Here is a 15,887-nt window from a genome sequence, read left to right on the forward strand (position 1 = left end):
AAAGGCATTTTTGTGCGGAGGAGGCCTGTATGAAAAACGCAAGATAGCCAGTATGAACGGTCAATTTCCGTTCATACTGGCTATTTTTTTGGTGTAATGCCTCTTTTTTTGACAGCCTTTGGAGCGTTCTCCAAAGGTGCTGATCCCATCATCGGGCTGTGCTATAGGTTAATGACCTTATCAGCCTTGCATTGAAGCGTAATAATATCGGGCATGGTGGCCTTGCTGCCCGCCACCAGGTTTTCAATCTGATAGTAATTAAGGCAGGTTGTGCAGGCTATCAGTTTGCAACCTTTTTGTTCCAGTTGCAGCAGTTCTTCGCCATACGTGCCTGATGCGTCTAGCACTTTAACCCCTTCGTTGTAAAAGGCTATTATTGAAGGCAGCCGGTTGTCTTCGGCTATGAGTTTCAGGTAGGTTTTCAAAAGTTTTTGGGAGAGTTCCTTATCGCCACTTCCCATGCCATTACGGGTAATTTGCAGCAGGTCCGTTAGTTTTTCCATCTGAGTTTATATTTAATGCGGCAAAGGTAATTAAAAGTTCGCTTGCCTTACGCGAAGATATCGGTAAGGTTGGCGACAGGCTGCACGCTATCCGGCACGTTTTTGCCAGCAACTTTAATAGAATTGGGGGAGCCTCCATGCTGAGTAAGAGGGAGCAGTCGTTCATCGCCTGGTGTATGGGTTATTTCGGACTGGCAGTATAAATGGCTGATTCAGGTCGCTACTGCGTAATGCTGGCAGTCAAAGCAGCTGCTTTTTGGCTGAAAATCATGGCCGGAAATACCGCTGCACTTTGCAGGAGGGTTTCAAAAAAAACGCCAAGCCTGCTTCTGCTGGCGGCAAGCACTTTTTAAGGCGGATATTGGCCTAAAAAAAGCCAGGTGCAGTACGGATTTATAGAGGCAGGGAGGATGTGCATACCTGCCTTGGGTTAAAACCATAAATCCAGCTTTTCTACACGTTTAACAACGGCACTTTGGCTGCGACCCAGCAGCAAGGCAATTTCCTTAACAGTTTTGCCTTGAATAAACAGCTGTTTCAGTTCAGCTTCTTCCATTTTAGTCCATAATTGATTGCTTCGTTTGGCGTTTGGGGCCTTAACCTTAGGTTTAATCGACAGGTTAAGGTTGTTGCTTACCGTATTAAAATCATGAATTTGATAGGAGGTAGGCAGCAGGTGAATAGGGATGTGAAGTTTGGCTTTGGTGCGTGTGGCGGCAACATACAGCAGGTTGACCTCTTCGGCCAGTGCATCCGGACTCACTTCGCGGGCTTTTATGGCTCCCTTCATATCTATAAGCTGCTGCTCGCTGATAAAGTCTTCCATAATAAACACCTGGTCGTACTCCATGCCTTTAGCTTTGTGCACGGTCGAAAACACCATGTCGGCCTTGTGTTTATTGGCTTCATCCAGCGTGCATTCCTTAATTTTGTTAATAAAGAAGGGGATGTCTTTATGGTATTTTTCCACTAAATCGACCAATGCTTTTAGTGAGGCATCGGATGTTTCTTCCAGATAGTCTTTTAGGTGGTCGAAACTGGGAATGGTTTTCAGCAAGTCATCTTTAATTAAGTGCCGCTGATCGTTGTACAAATTCAGCACATCATAGATGGAGCCGCCTTCCTCGGAGAAGGTATAGGAGCTCAGTTGTCCTTCGAAATAAATTTGTTTCAGCTCTTTTTGCTGGATGAGTAATTCAATGGCCCTCGACACCAGCTTGCTGTTGGAGCGCGCCAGGGTCACCCTGCTTTTTATGGGCTGATGATTACCCTGTCCTTGTAAATTGACCTGACCGTTTAGGCCTATTTCTGTTTTTAGCTGAAGGATGGATTTGGAAAGGCGAGCAATCTCCTGGTTAAACCGAAAGCTCTTACTCAGGTCCATTGTAGGAAAATCAATTTGCTGCAAGGCATTGGTCGCAAAGCGCCAGCCATATATCTGTTGATGCTGATCCCCAATGATGATTTTGTGTGCCGACTGCTTTTCAAAAGCGGCCAGCATGGCTCCGGAGGCATCTTGACCCTCATCAAATAGCAGGTAATCGTAAGGTAGAATGGGCTGGCTCAGCTGAAACTGCTTCAGGTAAAAATCGTGAATGATGTCAATCTCTCCTTTGTGCATTTTAGCTAAAAACAGGCGGGTGTAATGCACAATTTGTTCATGGTTCTCGGTCGCAAATGCCAGACTTTCAAGGTTAGTCAGGGTTTCCAGGTAATTAATCTCAACTACCTTCTGGGCCTTCGAATTGCAGAAATAACGAACGAAGCGATAAACATGACTGGCTAGTTTGAGGTGCGATAGATCGCCTGGTTTAGGCCTGATGTTCAATAGCACAGCAATTTCATGGGGTTTGTAATCGAACCGCAGCTTATAGCGCCTGTATGGGGCGGTGTACTTGTAAGCCAGTGAATGAGCAGTTTCTACACGCACGTTGTTAAGCCTCATTTGGCTCAGCTTGTGTTCGGCCTCCAGTTTAACCGATTTGTTAAAGGCCAGGTAAAGAATGGGAGCGTGTGGCCTTTGTTGAGCGTATTGCAGAATGGTGGTTGTTTTACCTGAGCCGGCAACGGCATTTACTTTGAGGTTGCCTTCGTGTTCAATAATCTGTTGCTGTTCGTCGGTTAATTGCATTGATATATTTAAGTTGGATATGCGTTGGCAATAGTTGAGTGCCTGAGCAAATAAAAAGTACCAATCTCTGGGATGAACTCCAGAGATGGTACTTGCTACCTACTTGTATTATTCGTTGATGTGATTCTCTTTACTAGTCTATTTAATAGGGACTTAATAAACGGTGCCTGGCTAACTTGTCTGGCTGCTTCCAAACACCCTTTCTAAAATGGCGTTCACTCTGGCCATTGGGTCTTTGCGGATATTGGCTTCCTCTTCCGCGATCTTAACAAATAAGCCGTTAAGTGCCTGCTCTGTCAGGTAGGCATCCAGGTCGACGTTAACCGTATTGAGGCCCGCCATTTTTCCAAAGGGATTGTCGGCTATCTGGTTCCATTTCCCCGTAAGTGTTTCCCACGACATATTGGGTGATATGCCGGCGGCAATTTCCTTGTCGAGCGATGCTTGTATTTTTGGCTGGTATAAATCAAACAGTTGCTTGTAAGTGCTGTTTTTCAGGTATTGGGTAGCAGCATTATCTTCACCTTTCAAAATATTGAAGGCATCACTAATGGTCATTTGCCTGATGGCGCCCCAAAAAACCGGTCCGGCTTCTTTAGCTGCATCTTCGGCGGCCCGGTTAATGTGCTTCACAACGTCTTCAATTACCTTTTCTCCACCGGGTAGTTTCGATGCATTTTTAACGATGACATCCGCCTCTTTGGGTAGTAAAATTTTCACCAAATCATCACCATAGTAGCCGTTGGTAGCTCCCAGGTGAGCCGCTGCCGAGTCGGTACCAACCCGCAAGGCTTCTTTTAATCCGCTGGCCACTTCGTTTTCGGTAAGTGGGGCGTTGGCATTGTAGGTTTCCATTACGGCAGTCAGCTCGGCACAAGCTGATAATGTTATCAAAGATAAGATATAGATAATCTTCTTCATTAAACTTATTATTAGATTATTAGATGTTACTTATATTTCCTTTTTTGAGAATGAGATCGCCCTTTCTTTGCTGATTTAGGTTTTGGGCGGGCATTTTGCTTTTTAGCGTCCTTCTCAGGAAATAGTTTTTTGAGTATGTCAAAGCGTCTAAAGCTTTTCAGGCGTTCTTTGATTTTGTCCTGGTATTCTTTTTTATACCAGAAAAGATACATGCGTTGCTGCAGTTTTTCATCCTTGCTGCGTGGTGTGTAGGTTTCTTCGAGCGTGTAAGGATGTATCCCGGAATAGTAGATAACAGTGGCAACAGTCATGGGTGTTGGGGTAAAGTCCTGTACCTGTTCCAGCTTAAAATCCATGTCGTGGGTTTCGCAGGCCAGGTTGGCCATGTCCATTTCTTCACTTCCCGGGTGGCTCGATATAAAATAAGGGATAATTTGCTGGTTCAGTTTTTTGGCACTGTTAATCCGGTCGAAATCAGCTTTAAACTTATGAAACAGCTTAAACGAAGGCTTACGCATAATTTTTAATACCTGATCGGAGGTGTGCTCAGGGGCGACTTTTAAGCGGCCTGATACATGATTTTCAATCAGTTCCTCCATATAGGCCTTATGGCTTTCTTTTTCTTCCGACGAGGCCATGTTGTTGTAAAGCATGTCGTAACGAACACCACTGCCAATAAAGGCCTTTTTGATACCGGGGTGCTTATCAACCGTTTTATAAAGTTCGGTCATGGCACTGTGATCGGTATTTAGGTTGGTGCAAATGTTAGGATGGATGCAGGAGGGGCGTGTACAACGCTGACAAATCCTGAGGTTTTTACCTTCCATCTGGTACATATTAGCGCTGGGGCCACCCAGGTCGGATATGTAACCTTTAAAATCCGGCATGCCGGTAATCGCGTCTACTTCCTTTAAAATACTCTCCTTCGAGCGGGAAGCAATAAATTTACCTTGATGGGCTGATATGGTACAGAAGCTGCAACCCCCAAAACAGCCGCGGTGCATATTTACCGAAAACTTAATCATTTCAAATGCCGGAATAGGGCCTTTGGCAATGTAACGGGGGTGAGGTAAGCGGGTATATGGCAAATCAAATGAGGCATCCAGCTCCCCACTGGTCATGGGTGGGTATGGAGGATTTATAATTACTGTATGCTGCCCCACATCCTGTGTGAGTCGGGCCGCATTCCACCGATTCGACTCTTCTTCCACATGTCTGAAGTTTTTGGCGTATTTAGTCTTATCAGTCAGGCACTCATCATGCGAAAATAAGGGCAAATCTTTCCAGTTCTTATTCTTGGGGAGTGGTGTGCCCTTGTCAAGCATAAAAGCAGTTTGAGGAACGGTCTTAAGGCTCTCCATGGGCACGCCTCGCTCAATTAAGCGAATGATTTCAAGAAGAGGCTGTTCGCCCATCCCATAGACCAGAAGGTCGGCCTTGGCATCGGCCAGTATGCTTGGTCTGAGCTGATTCGACCAATAATCGTAATGCGTTACTCGCCGCAGCGATGCCTCAATGCCACCAAGCAGAACCGGTACATCAGGATATAACTCTTTCAGAATATTACAATACACTACTGAGGCATAATCGGGTCGTTGGCCCGCGCGCCCGTCGGGCGTATAGGCGTCGTCTGATCGCAGGCGGCGGTTAGCTGTGTAATGGTTCACCATGGAATCCATGGCGCCAGCAGTTACGCCGAAAAAGTAGTTTGGACGGCCCAGTTTTTTAAAGTCTCTTAAATCATCGCGCCAGTTGGGCTGGGGTACGATGGCTACTTTTAAGCCATGAGCTTCGAGCATGCGCCCAACAACAGCCGCCCCAAAGGCCGGATGATCAATGTATGCATCTCCGGTGAACAGAATCACATCAATGCTGTCCCATCCACGTCGCTCTACCTCTTTGGCTGATGTCGGCAGCCAGTCTTCCATCTTATGCTTTTGCTCAGTTTTTATCATATCGTTGACAAATGTAGCTGAATTTTACTTATCTTGCTTTCATAATTAAGGCATTGCTTACAGAAAAGGGCTTTTCTGTTATAGGTAAACCAGCAAAAGAGTTAAAGGTTTTTTTTTATATTTTAAAACCAATGTTAACTTTGTATTGAAAAATTTGGCCATGACAGATCCAAATAGTGAATTAATTGTTGAGTTAAAAGATAAGATTAACAGGCTGATTCAGCAGTACCAAAGCTTAAAGTCGGAGGTGCAATTGCTGGAGGATGAGAAGAGTAGGTTGACAGATCAGCTTGAAGAGGCCGCCAGAGAATATCATAATCTGGAGCAGCGATTCAACAATATGAAAATAACGAAGGATTTGGTGGTCGGTAGCTCTGAAGCTGGAGAAACCAAAAAACGGATTGGTCAAATTGTGCGGGAAATAGATAAGTGTATTGCGCTTTTAAACCGTTAAGCTAGTATAATGGACGATAAACTCTCTATACGTGTTAATATTGCCGACAGGTATTATCCGTTGCGAATTGAACGTAGCGATGAAGAGCGTATTCGTTTGGCTGCTAAGCTTATTAACGAGAAGGTTTTACAATATAAACAACGGTATTCAGATAAGGATGTACAGGATTTTTTGGCCATGGCCACTTTGCAGTACGTCATTAAATTGTTAGAATTGGAGAACCGACATGATGTGGACCCTTTTATTGAAATGGTTCGCGACTTAAATGAGCAATTAGATAATGTTCTATCTGAAAAAACTGATAAGGTTTTGTAAGTTAGATTATTGACTTTTAGAAAGTTTACCCGCATTGTTTACTGTAGTTATTCATCCGGATAATACAGTAGGATAATGCGGTTTTGTTTTATATATAACACGATAAATATGGATCTACCAATAGTAATAGGAGTTGCAATTGGTGCTTTATTGGCTGGGAGTTTGGTAACATGGCTGATTATTACCAAGGCTCTTAAGTCTAGAAGCGAACGAATTGTAAAAGAGGCAGAAGCAGAGGCGGAAGTCATCAAGAAAGATAAAATTCTTCAGGCAAAAGAGAAGTTTCTTCAATTGAGGACGGAGCATGAAAAGGAAATCAATTCCCGCAACGCAAAAATGGTAAATGCCGAAAATAAGTTGAAACAAAAGGAATCGACCTTGTCTCAGCGTATTGAGGAGCATAACCGCAAGCGGAAAGAAGTGGAAGCCATCCGCGAAAACCTGACTGCTCAGCTGGAAATTGTTGAGAAAAAGACGGATGAAGTCAACAAAGCTCACAAACAGCAGGTGGAGCAATTGGAGGCTATCTCTGGCATGTCGGGTGACGAGGCCAAGGAGATGCTGATTGAAAGCATGAAGGCCGAAGCAAAAACAGAGGCCATGTCCTACATCAACGACATTATGGATGATGCAAGGATTAATGCCAATAAAGAGGCGAAGCGTATTGTACTTCAGACAGTTCAGCGCGTTGCCACAGAAACGGCCATTGAAAATTCGGTGACCATTTTCCACATTGATTCGGATGAAATGAAAGGACGAATCATTGGACGTGAAGGACGAAATATCAGAGCGCTGGAAGCAGCTACAGGTGTGGAGATTATTGTGGATGATACGCCGGAAGCGATTGTGCTTTCAGCATTTGATCCGATGCGTCGAGAAATTGCCCGCTTAGCGCTTCACCAACTGGTAACGGATGGACGTATCCACCCGGCACGTATCGAAGAGGTGGTGAATAAAGTACGTAAGCAGGTAGAAGAGGAAATTCTTGAAACCGGTAAACGCACGGCGATCGATTTAGGTGTTCATGGTTTGCATTCAGAACTGATTAAATTGGTTGGTAAGATGAAGTACCGCTCGTCTTACGGGCAAAACTTGCTGCAGCACTCGCGCGAAACAGCGAATCTGTGTGCGATAATGGCCACAGAGCTAGGACTAAATGCCAAGCGAGCTAAGCGAGCAGGTCTGCTTCATGATATTGGGAAGGTGTCTGACGAAGATCCGGAATTACCACACGCAATTTTGGGAATGAAGCTGGCTGAGAAATATAAAGAGAAACCGGATATTTGCAATGCCATTGGCGCTCACCACGACGAGGTGGAGATGACGACAATGATTGCCCCAATTGTTCAGGTATGCGATGCTATTTCTGGTGCTCGTCCTGGTGCTCGTCGCGAAATTATTGAGGCTTACATTAAGCGCCTGAAGGATTTAGAGAATCTGGCGTTATCTTACCCAGGCGTTCTTAAAACATATGCCATCCAGGCGGGTAGGGAATTACGCGTGATTGTTGGTGCTGAAAAAACAACCGACAAAGAGGCTGAAGAGCTGTCTTATGACATCGCGCGTAAGATTCAGACGGAGATGACTTATCCGGGACAAGTAAAAATAACCGTGATTAGAGAAACTCGTGCAATTAGTTATGCCAAGTAACTAATCGTTAATTATATAAGAGAAGGCAGCCATTGGTTGCCTTTTTTTATGCTCAACAATTGACCAATCAAGCGAATTTAGTGTTTAAAAGTTCAGTTTTTTATGCTGGCTTTGTTACATTTACATTTCAAGATAAAAAACGAATGGAAACACGACTCGAAAATAAAAAGGTACTGGTAACTGGCGGAGCCGGTTTTATTGGCAGTAATTTGTGTGAGAAACTCCTGAAGCAAAACAACCAGGTCGTTTGTCTGGATAATTTTGCAACGGGTAAGCGCTCCAATCTCAACGAATTTATTGCCGACAGCTCATTTCAACTTATCGAAGGAGATATTAGAAACCTTGATGATTGCATGGAGGCGGTGAAAGGTGTTGAGATCATCTTTCATGAGGCCGCATTGGGCTCAGTGCCGCGCTCAATTGCCGATCCTCTGACGTCTAATGAGGTAAATGTTTCCGGGTTTTTAAATGTGCTTATTGCTGCCCGCGATAGCGGAGTAAAGCGTGTAGTCTATGCCGCCAGTTCCTCCACTTATGGCGATAGCGAAAACCTGCCTAAAGTTGAAGATGTAATTGGTAAACCATTGTCGCCATACGCCATTACAAAATATGTTAATGAATTATATGCCGATGTATTTTCGCGTTTGTATAACATGCAGCTCATCGGTTTGCGTTACTTCAATGTGTTTGGAAGGCGACAGGATCCCGATGGGGCTTATGCCGCAGTAATTCCAAAATTTGTAAAGGCATTGATTGATAAAAAATCGCCGGTAATTAACGGTGACGGGAGCTACTCACGTGATTTCACATACATAGATAATGTGCTTCAGGCTAATGAATTGGCTGCTGTTATTGATAGCCAAGAGGCAATTAACACCGTTTATAATGTGGCTTTTGGACAGCGAACGACTCTTAACGAATTGGTTGGGTATTTAAAGGAGTTTTTAAGTGCTTATGATCCGGCAATTGCCGATGTGGAAATCCATTATGGAGCTAACCGGGAGGGCGACATACCACATAGTTTGGCTTCCATTGAAAAAGCAAGTGAGCTATTAGGATATTCGCCAGCATATAGCATCAAAGATGGTTTAAGTGAAGCCATTGGTTGGTATTGGAATAATTTAAAATAATAGCCATTAGGATGTGTTGTTAAATAGCTATATTTGTAACAAAATTCAAACCTATGATAAAGAATATAACTAACTGTTTAATCCTTTGCTGCTTACTGGTAGGTACTGCGTGTGGAGGTGGAAGCGATGGCCCTGATAAGACAAAGCCTGAGGCAGACATAAAAGTTCCCTCCGCGAATCAAACTTTTGTTAAGGGGGCAAATTTGCCCTTAGATGCCGTATTTACAGACAATAAGGCTTTAAAGAACTGTGTGGTGACACTGGTATATAATCCCGATGTTACATCAGCTCAACTAAAAGGTCTTAGTGACCCTTGGGAACCTGCTCCGGCCACGATTCCGCTGAATGGGAAGCAGACAGATGAGCAAAAGCTGGATAATATTTTTGCTGAGCCCGTTGAGTCATCTTGTTTGAGTGGCGATTACACCTTAACATTTATTGTTGAAGATGCTGCCGGAAATAAATCGGATGCCATCATGGTGGATATTGTTATTCAGTAGAAGGAATTTTCTAAATTGTTTTAATTTTAAGGGCCTCATCAGAGCCCTTTTTTTTGATAGATGCATTAATTAAAAGACCATTATGTACGATTTTGATAAACACATTGAACGGGCAGGAACCAATGCCTATAAATTAGATCTGCGGCAGCGGTATTTTGGAACCGATGATGTTATTCCTCTCTGGGTGGCTGATATGGATTTTGCCGCGCCGCCAGCTGTTCAGGAAGCCATTCAGAAACGCGCGGCTCATGAAATTTATGGCTACACCATTCGCAAAGAAGAATTTACTGCCGCCATTGCAGATTGGTGCAAGTATAAGCATAACTGGTTGGTCAATGAGAGTTGGATCGAATATTCGCCTGGAGTGGTGCCTGCACTTGCCTTTTCAGTTTTAGCATTTTCGGCGCCCGGCGATGGTATAATAATTAATACGCCTGTTTATCCGCCCTTTTATTCGGTAATTGCAGATAATGGACGGAAGGTGATTAAAAATAGCCTTGTTAATACAGATGGCCGTTATGAGATAGATTTTGATTTGCTGGAAAGGCAAGCAGCACAAAAAGACACCACCATTTTTATTTTGTGCTCGCCACACAACCCGGTTGGCCGGGCCTGGACACGAGAGGAGCTTTTAAAAATACACGAGATATGCAGCAAGCATAATGTATTGGTGTTGGCCGATGAAATCCATTCCGATTTGGCTTTGTTTGGGCATCAACACATCCCGTTTGCTTCGTTGAATGAGGCTGCAGCCATGAATAGCATTTCCTTTATGGCTCCTTCCAAAACTTTTAATATTGCAGGGTTTAGTACGTCTTACGTGGTTGCTTCTAACCCCAAGCTGCTGGAGGGCTACCGGGCTACACAAAACCGCCTGCAATTGCACATGGGCCATTTATTTAGTGGTGTAGCACTCACAGCTGCCTATAATCACGGCCGTGAATGGCTAAAAGATTTATCGGCTTACATAGAAGCTAACATCAATTTTGTAGAGCAATATTTAAAGGAAAACCTGCCGGAACTTCATTTTTATAAACCAGAAGCTACCTATTTAATTTGGCTCAATTTTAAAGCGTGGAATCTGCCACAGAGCGATGTGAAGACTTTTTTGATTGAAAAAGCAAAGGTTGGGCTTAACGATGGACTCTCTTTTGGGAAAGAAGGAGAGGGATTTATGCGCATGAATGTGGCCAGTCCAAGAGCAGTATTGCAACAAGCCTTAGAGCAAATAAAGGCGGCTAAACTATAAATGCGAATGTCAAAGCATCATGTGGCAATATTATGTATGCTGTTATTGACAGGATGTGGAGTCTATCTGCAATACCCGGGTGTTGGTAACAATAGCCAGTGGAAGCTGATGACGGATAGTGATACGGCCGTGTTTTGCCTGTCAAATGCTTCGCGGCAGATTGACTCCATCATCGATAATACATCCAAGAAGGTGTATGTGCCGTTGCAGACAAGCTGTTTTGAACTGCCAGGGAATAGGTTGCGGCCTGGCATTAATGAGCTGTCATTCACATTCTATTCGGGTAACAGGAAGTACCGGTTATTGGAAAAGATATACATGGTATCTGATACTGAACCACATCAAGTAACTCTAGATAATTATCACATAATCAAGCATGATGCGGATGCTTTTACACAGGGGCTTTTATGGCACAATGGTGTTTTGTATGAGTCAACAGGCCTGACGGGGCAATCTTCCTTGCGCATTATCAACCCGGATAATGGACAGGTGGTGCAAAAACTGGATTTGGATAAGCAGATATTTGCAGAGGGCCTTACCTTAGCTGACAGTACGCTTATAATGCTTACCTGGAAAGATGGATTGGTTTATACCTTCAACCAACAGCTGGAGCAGCTGGCCATCTACCCTTACAAACAGGAAGGCTGGGGCCTAACAACTGTTGATGGGCGCTTTCTGTTGAGTTCAAATGGTACCAATAAGTTGCACTATTTATCAAATGATTTTAAGGTCGATTCAGTTTTTCAGGTCTATAACAATACAGGGCCGGTGCAATACCTTAATGAGTTAGAATATATTGAAGGCAAGGTATGGGCAAATGTATTGGGCAGTGATCGCATCGTTGTCATCGATCCGGCTTCGGGTAAAGTGGAAGTGACCCTTGATCTTAGCCATTGTATCGATCGCTCTCGCTATACCGATGCCGGAGTGCTCAACGGTATAGCCTATAATCCCCGGGAACAGCTTGTTTACCTGACGGGAAAAAATTGGCCATATATTATTGTTTGGCAACATTTGTCCTTTGAGAAATGAAATAAAAAGACTATGTTTGTTAATAAATGTTAACAGTCGAATTGAGGGAAAAATCTAAAGGTTAATGTGCAAGTTAATATTTAAGGTTGCTCTCCTGTCTTTTGTGTTTATGTATCAGCTAACATATTCTCAAACAGGGAGTAATGAGTTCGAATTATTGCTTAAAATACTTCCGGAAGCCGATAGCGATGCGGACGGAATTCCTGATAGGCATGTTGTTCATTATAATCATGATGGGCGTATCACCCGAATTGTTGCGAAGGGGCTTATTAGCAAGGACTCTCTGGTAGCTGACTTCTCGTTTGTACCATATCTGGAACAGTTAGACATTTCGAATAACAGCATAAAATTCTGTCAGCTAAAATTTGCAGCCAATAACCGAATCAGAGTATTAAATGTAAGTGAAAATAAGCTTGAGGAGGTGAATGTAGATTTCAAGCGCTTGCCAATGCTTCAGGAGTTGGAGCTGTCGGGCAACAAACTAACGAGTTTTAACCATGAGTTTGCAGTTGGTAATTCCCTGAAGCGCATTAACTTAATAAAGAATCAGCTCGATAGTTTTGTGTTCAATGTAAAGCAGCTTCGAAAACTGGAGGTCTTACTGCTTAGCTTCAACAACATAAATAGCTTTGAGCTAATACCTTATTCAAGCAATCAGCTACAGACACTTTTTATCGATCATAACCAGTTGGATACCTTCAGTGAGGATTTGAACTGTTTGGGCCGATTAAGTGAATTGAACCTTTCAAGTAATGATCTTGAAGTGTTTAACCCCAGATTAGAGGGTTGTCGCTCGCTGCAGCGCTTGGCATTGAGCAATAACAGGCTTAAAAGTTTTGATTACGATTTATCGACCTGTAAGAGTTTAACGGGTTTGTATTTGGCATCTAATAAAATACAACGTTTTACATCTTCGCTGACTGCCTGTTCTCAATTGCAAATTTTGGATTTGTCATTTAATGAACTGGTGGCCTTCGAAACCAGCTTCAAGGCAAATCCCAAGTTGGCAAAGTTGCTTTTAAACTCTAATCACATATCGAAATTACAACTCGACCTGAGTAGTGCCAGAGCCTTAAGGGAGTTAGATTTATGGGGGAATAAGCTCTATAAGTTTGATGTGAATATAAGCAACTGCACTAATCTGGAGGTGTTAAATTTAGGAAATAATAAGCTGGAGTTTTTTGCCCCGAGTTTAAGGAATAACAATCGACTGAATAAACTTTTTTTAGGAAATAATCAACTGACCGTTTTTAATCAGCAGCTTAGCAATCATAAAAATCTGGAAATTCTGGTGTTGCGCAACAATAAAATTCATGAGCTTAATACGCAGTTGGATGAATGTAGTTCGTTGACTCACTTAGACTTGTCTAATAACAGGTTGACGGATTTCAGTTATAACTTTATGACCTGTCCAAAGTTGGAGCACCTGGATGTGAGTAATAATAACATCTCGATCTTTAATGCGGAGTTTAGACGTAATTGGCAACTGGAAACATTAAAGTTGAACGGGAACAACATTGCACAGTTTGATGCCCGGCTGTTTCACTGTCCCAACCTTAAGTTAATCGATTTATCAGGCAACCAGCTGTCTAAGTTTGAAATTGACCTGCTTAATCAGCATCAACTGGAGGAATTGCTTCTAAATAACAACCAAATAAATGATATTCAGCTGAAGCTGTTTAATTGTCGCGAACTAAAAGCGCTTGATTTATCTCACAACCAGCTCGATACCTTTAATTTGGATTTGCGGGCGAATCACAAGCTTGAAATACTTAATTTATCTCATAATCAGCTGAGCAAATTTACTGATTTAAAGGTAAATGGTTTCCGTATTAAAGTGCTCGATTTAAGTTACAATAAGTTGTGTCATCCAAACATTAACTTTTATTTGTTTCCACAGTTGAGAGAGCTTAATCTGAGAGGCAATTATATATCCCGCTTCAATTATAACCTGAGAAATAATGAGCAGTTGGTGTACCTTAATTTGGGCGATAACCACATTAGCTACATCGAAAGCAAGCTGAATTATTGTCCGCGTTTAAGGTCTTTAATACTCGATAATAACGATTTTAAGCAGTTTACTCTCAACCTCGACAGTTGCAGGTTCTTGCACACACTCGATTTGAGTCATAACCGAATCGAATACATCGGAACGTCAATTGGCAAAATGAAAAAGCTGCGTCACCTGAATTTATCACACAATGCCATTAGCAATATTCCGTTTTCATTTAAGAGTTTAACTGATTTGCGCTACCTGAATTTAAGCCACAATAATATTAGTTTCCTGGCAAATAGCCTCGATTTATGCTATAATCTGGAGTCGTTGCTGCTGCAATCCAATAAGCTGGTTCAGTTCGATATTGAGTTTGATGACATGTTTTATCTGAATGAGATTGATTTATCAGATAACGAGCTGTTCTTTTTTGTCGCCAATCTATCCAATAGCCTGACCATTAAAAAATTGAACTTTTCCAATAATAATATTGCTTTACTGAAGCTGGACTTAAACGAGTGTTGGTTTTTTGAGTCACTTAACGCCTCAAATAACATTATTGAGCAGGTGTACATCGACTTTAAAGGCTGTTCACTTCTTGAAAATATCAACCTGAGAAATAATAAAATCAGAACCTTGGACCTTGATATTCAGTGGAGTCCATACATGAAGCATTTATACCTGGATAATAATCTGTTAAGCGATTTGAACCTTAACTTGGCACAGGGAGTGGAGATGGATTCTGTGACTTTAAGTAATAATCACTTGCCTCTTGACTATCTGATACATGCCAGACAGACATTTGCTCAAAATGCACAGTGTTTTACCTATCATCGTCAGCATTCCGCTGATCTGTTAAAGTGGCAAAAGGTAAACTCCAGTCAGAGTGTATTTTCCTTAATAGCGCGCATTGACGATTTGCAAATTGATTGGTTCTTTAATAATGAGCTGATTAAAAGCAACTCCAACCAGGTTGTGATTAATAATAAGGACAAAGGACTTATTGAGTGCGTTATTGAGCATCCCGATTTGCCTAATTTGACATATTCTTATCAGGCCTACTTAAATATTACGGTTCCCAAGGAGGAGGTGATGGCATTAAGCAGCTTATATGCAGAAATGCAAGGGGACAGGTGGTACAGTAACGAAGGCTGGTCGCAAATTAAGCGCGGTAAACGATTGCCAAAATCTTTTCTGGCCCTTCATGGAGTCACATTTAATCAGTCAGGACACGTAACCGCAATCAAGTTGTGTAACAATCATCTTCGCGGCTATATTCCGCAAGAATTTAAAGCGCTTAAGCACTTAAAGGAGCTGAAGCTGGCCAACAATGAGGTGGCAGGCCTGATGGCTGAGGATGTGCTGACCAGTAAAATTCAGAAAATTGACTTGTCTGGTAATCTGCTTCGGAACTTCAGTGCCAATCTTAGCCGCCTATCCGCTCTTACCGATTTGGACATCAGTGCCAACCATCTGCGCGATTTCTCACCGGCCTTTGGCGATTCAACAGCCCTGGTGAGGTTAGATCTGAGCGATAACTATTTAGATACTCTTCATTTTGATGTGCTCTCGCCAGATTTGCAATATTTGTCGTTGAAAAACAATGTTTTAGATAGAGTGAAGCTGGATTTAACCGCCTGTAACTATTTAGATACCATTGATGTATCGTTAAACAGACTTAAATTCGAATCGCTAACTCCCTTGTTGTATGGTATGCCTAAGAAGGTTGGAAAGCTTATAACCGGGCAGCAAAAAATAATGTACAAGTTGGCATACGATAATGGCATTGGCGCAGTGTATATCAACGATGTGCTTGATAAAACCAATACCATAAAATGGTACCGGGCCGGGGAGGCATTGGTAACAGATAAGCACTACATTGGGTTAAAAACTGACTACTACAAAGACTATTCGGCCTACATTAAAAACCCATTTTTCCCGGATACTTCTATAAAGGCTGTATGGTAGCAGCGAAAGCTTTGGTTTAACTGATTGCTAGCTTAGTGGCACTTGTGAGGCTGAAAGGCGGTGATTACATATAATGCGCTTTAGTG

General features: G+C 42.6%; 12 protein-coding genes. 8 read left to right on the top strand and 4 right to left on the bottom strand.

Annotated elements, in window-relative coordinates; all coding sequences use genetic code 11:
- Positions 1–161 precede the first annotated feature (161 nt).
- From ACSX1H_RS17390 to ACSX1H_RS17405, 4 genes are all read right to left on the bottom strand, one after another.
- A complete protein-coding gene (locus ACSX1H_RS17390) occupies positions 162–503 on the bottom strand; it encodes a DsrE family protein (protein WP_439185514.1) in 342 nt (113 codons plus the stop codon).
- Positions 504–933: 430 nt separating this feature from the next.
- Positions 934–2,634 (bottom strand): 3'-5' exonuclease, encoded by a 1,701-nt coding sequence (locus ACSX1H_RS17395; RefSeq protein WP_439185515.1) that lies wholly within the window; start codon positions 2,632–2,634, stop codon positions 934–936.
- A gap of 171 nt (positions 2,635–2,805) precedes the next feature.
- Positions 2,806–3,555 carry a DUF4197 domain-containing protein gene (locus tag ACSX1H_RS17400; protein WP_439185516.1) on the bottom strand — a complete coding sequence of 250 codons (750 nt, stop codon included), beginning with the start codon at positions 3,553–3,555 and terminating at the stop codon, positions 2,806–2,808.
- A gap of 26 nt (positions 3,556–3,581) precedes the next feature.
- The gene (locus ACSX1H_RS17405; RefSeq protein WP_439185517.1) at positions 3,582–5,510 is read right to left on the bottom strand and encodes a YgiQ family radical SAM protein; all 1,929 of its coding nucleotides are present in this window, start codon (positions 5,508–5,510) and stop codon (positions 3,582–3,584) included.
- Positions 5,511–5,670: 160 nt separating this feature from the next.
- Here ACSX1H_RS17405 and ACSX1H_RS17410 point away from each other — a divergent pair, with 160 nt between their 5' ends.
- The 8 genes from ACSX1H_RS17410 (at position 5,671) to ACSX1H_RS17445 (ending at position 15,801) form a co-directional block, all read left to right on the top strand.
- A complete protein-coding gene (locus ACSX1H_RS17410) occupies positions 5,671–5,964 on the top strand; it encodes a coiled-coil domain-containing protein (protein ID WP_439185518.1) in 294 nt (97 codons plus the stop codon).
- A gap of 9 nt (positions 5,965–5,973) precedes the next feature.
- On the top strand, positions 5,974–6,279 hold the full coding sequence (locus ACSX1H_RS17415; protein WP_439185519.1) for a cell division protein ZapA: 306 nt from the start codon (positions 5,974–5,976) through the stop codon (positions 6,277–6,279).
- Positions 6,280–6,387: 108 nt separating this feature from the next.
- Positions 6,388–7,929, top strand: coding sequence for a ribonuclease Y (rny, locus tag ACSX1H_RS17420; RefSeq protein ID WP_439185520.1), 1,542 nt, complete (start codon positions 6,388–6,390; stop codon positions 7,927–7,929).
- A gap of 143 nt (positions 7,930–8,072) precedes the next feature.
- Entirely contained in the window at positions 8,073–9,059 is a 987-nt protein-coding gene (locus ACSX1H_RS17425) for an SDR family oxidoreductase (RefSeq protein WP_439185521.1), read from the top strand.
- A 53-nt stretch (positions 9,060–9,112) separates the two neighbouring features.
- Entirely contained in the window at positions 9,113–9,559 is a 447-nt protein-coding gene (locus tag ACSX1H_RS17430; RefSeq protein WP_439185522.1) for a DUF4625 domain-containing protein, read from the top strand.
- Positions 9,560–9,641: 82 nt separating this feature from the next.
- Positions 9,642–10,808 (top strand): MalY/PatB family protein, encoded by a 1,167-nt coding sequence (locus ACSX1H_RS17435; protein WP_439185523.1) that lies wholly within the window; start codon positions 9,642–9,644, stop codon positions 10,806–10,808.
- A 6-nt stretch (positions 10,809–10,814) separates the two neighbouring features.
- Positions 10,815–11,840, top strand: coding sequence for a glutaminyl-peptide cyclotransferase (locus ACSX1H_RS17440; protein WP_439185524.1), 1,026 nt, complete (start codon positions 10,815–10,817; stop codon positions 11,838–11,840).
- Positions 11,841–11,904: 64 nt separating this feature from the next.
- Complete coding sequence (locus tag ACSX1H_RS17445) at positions 11,905–15,801, top strand: leucine-rich repeat domain-containing protein (protein WP_439185525.1); 3,897 nt, start codon at positions 11,905–11,907, stop codon at positions 15,799–15,801.
- Positions 15,802–15,887: the final 86 nt, after the last annotated feature.

Source organism: Carboxylicivirga taeanensis (assembly GCF_051851475.1).
Taxonomy (GTDB): domain Bacteria; phylum Bacteroidota; class Bacteroidia; order Bacteroidales; family Marinilabiliaceae; genus Carboxylicivirga; species Carboxylicivirga taeanensis.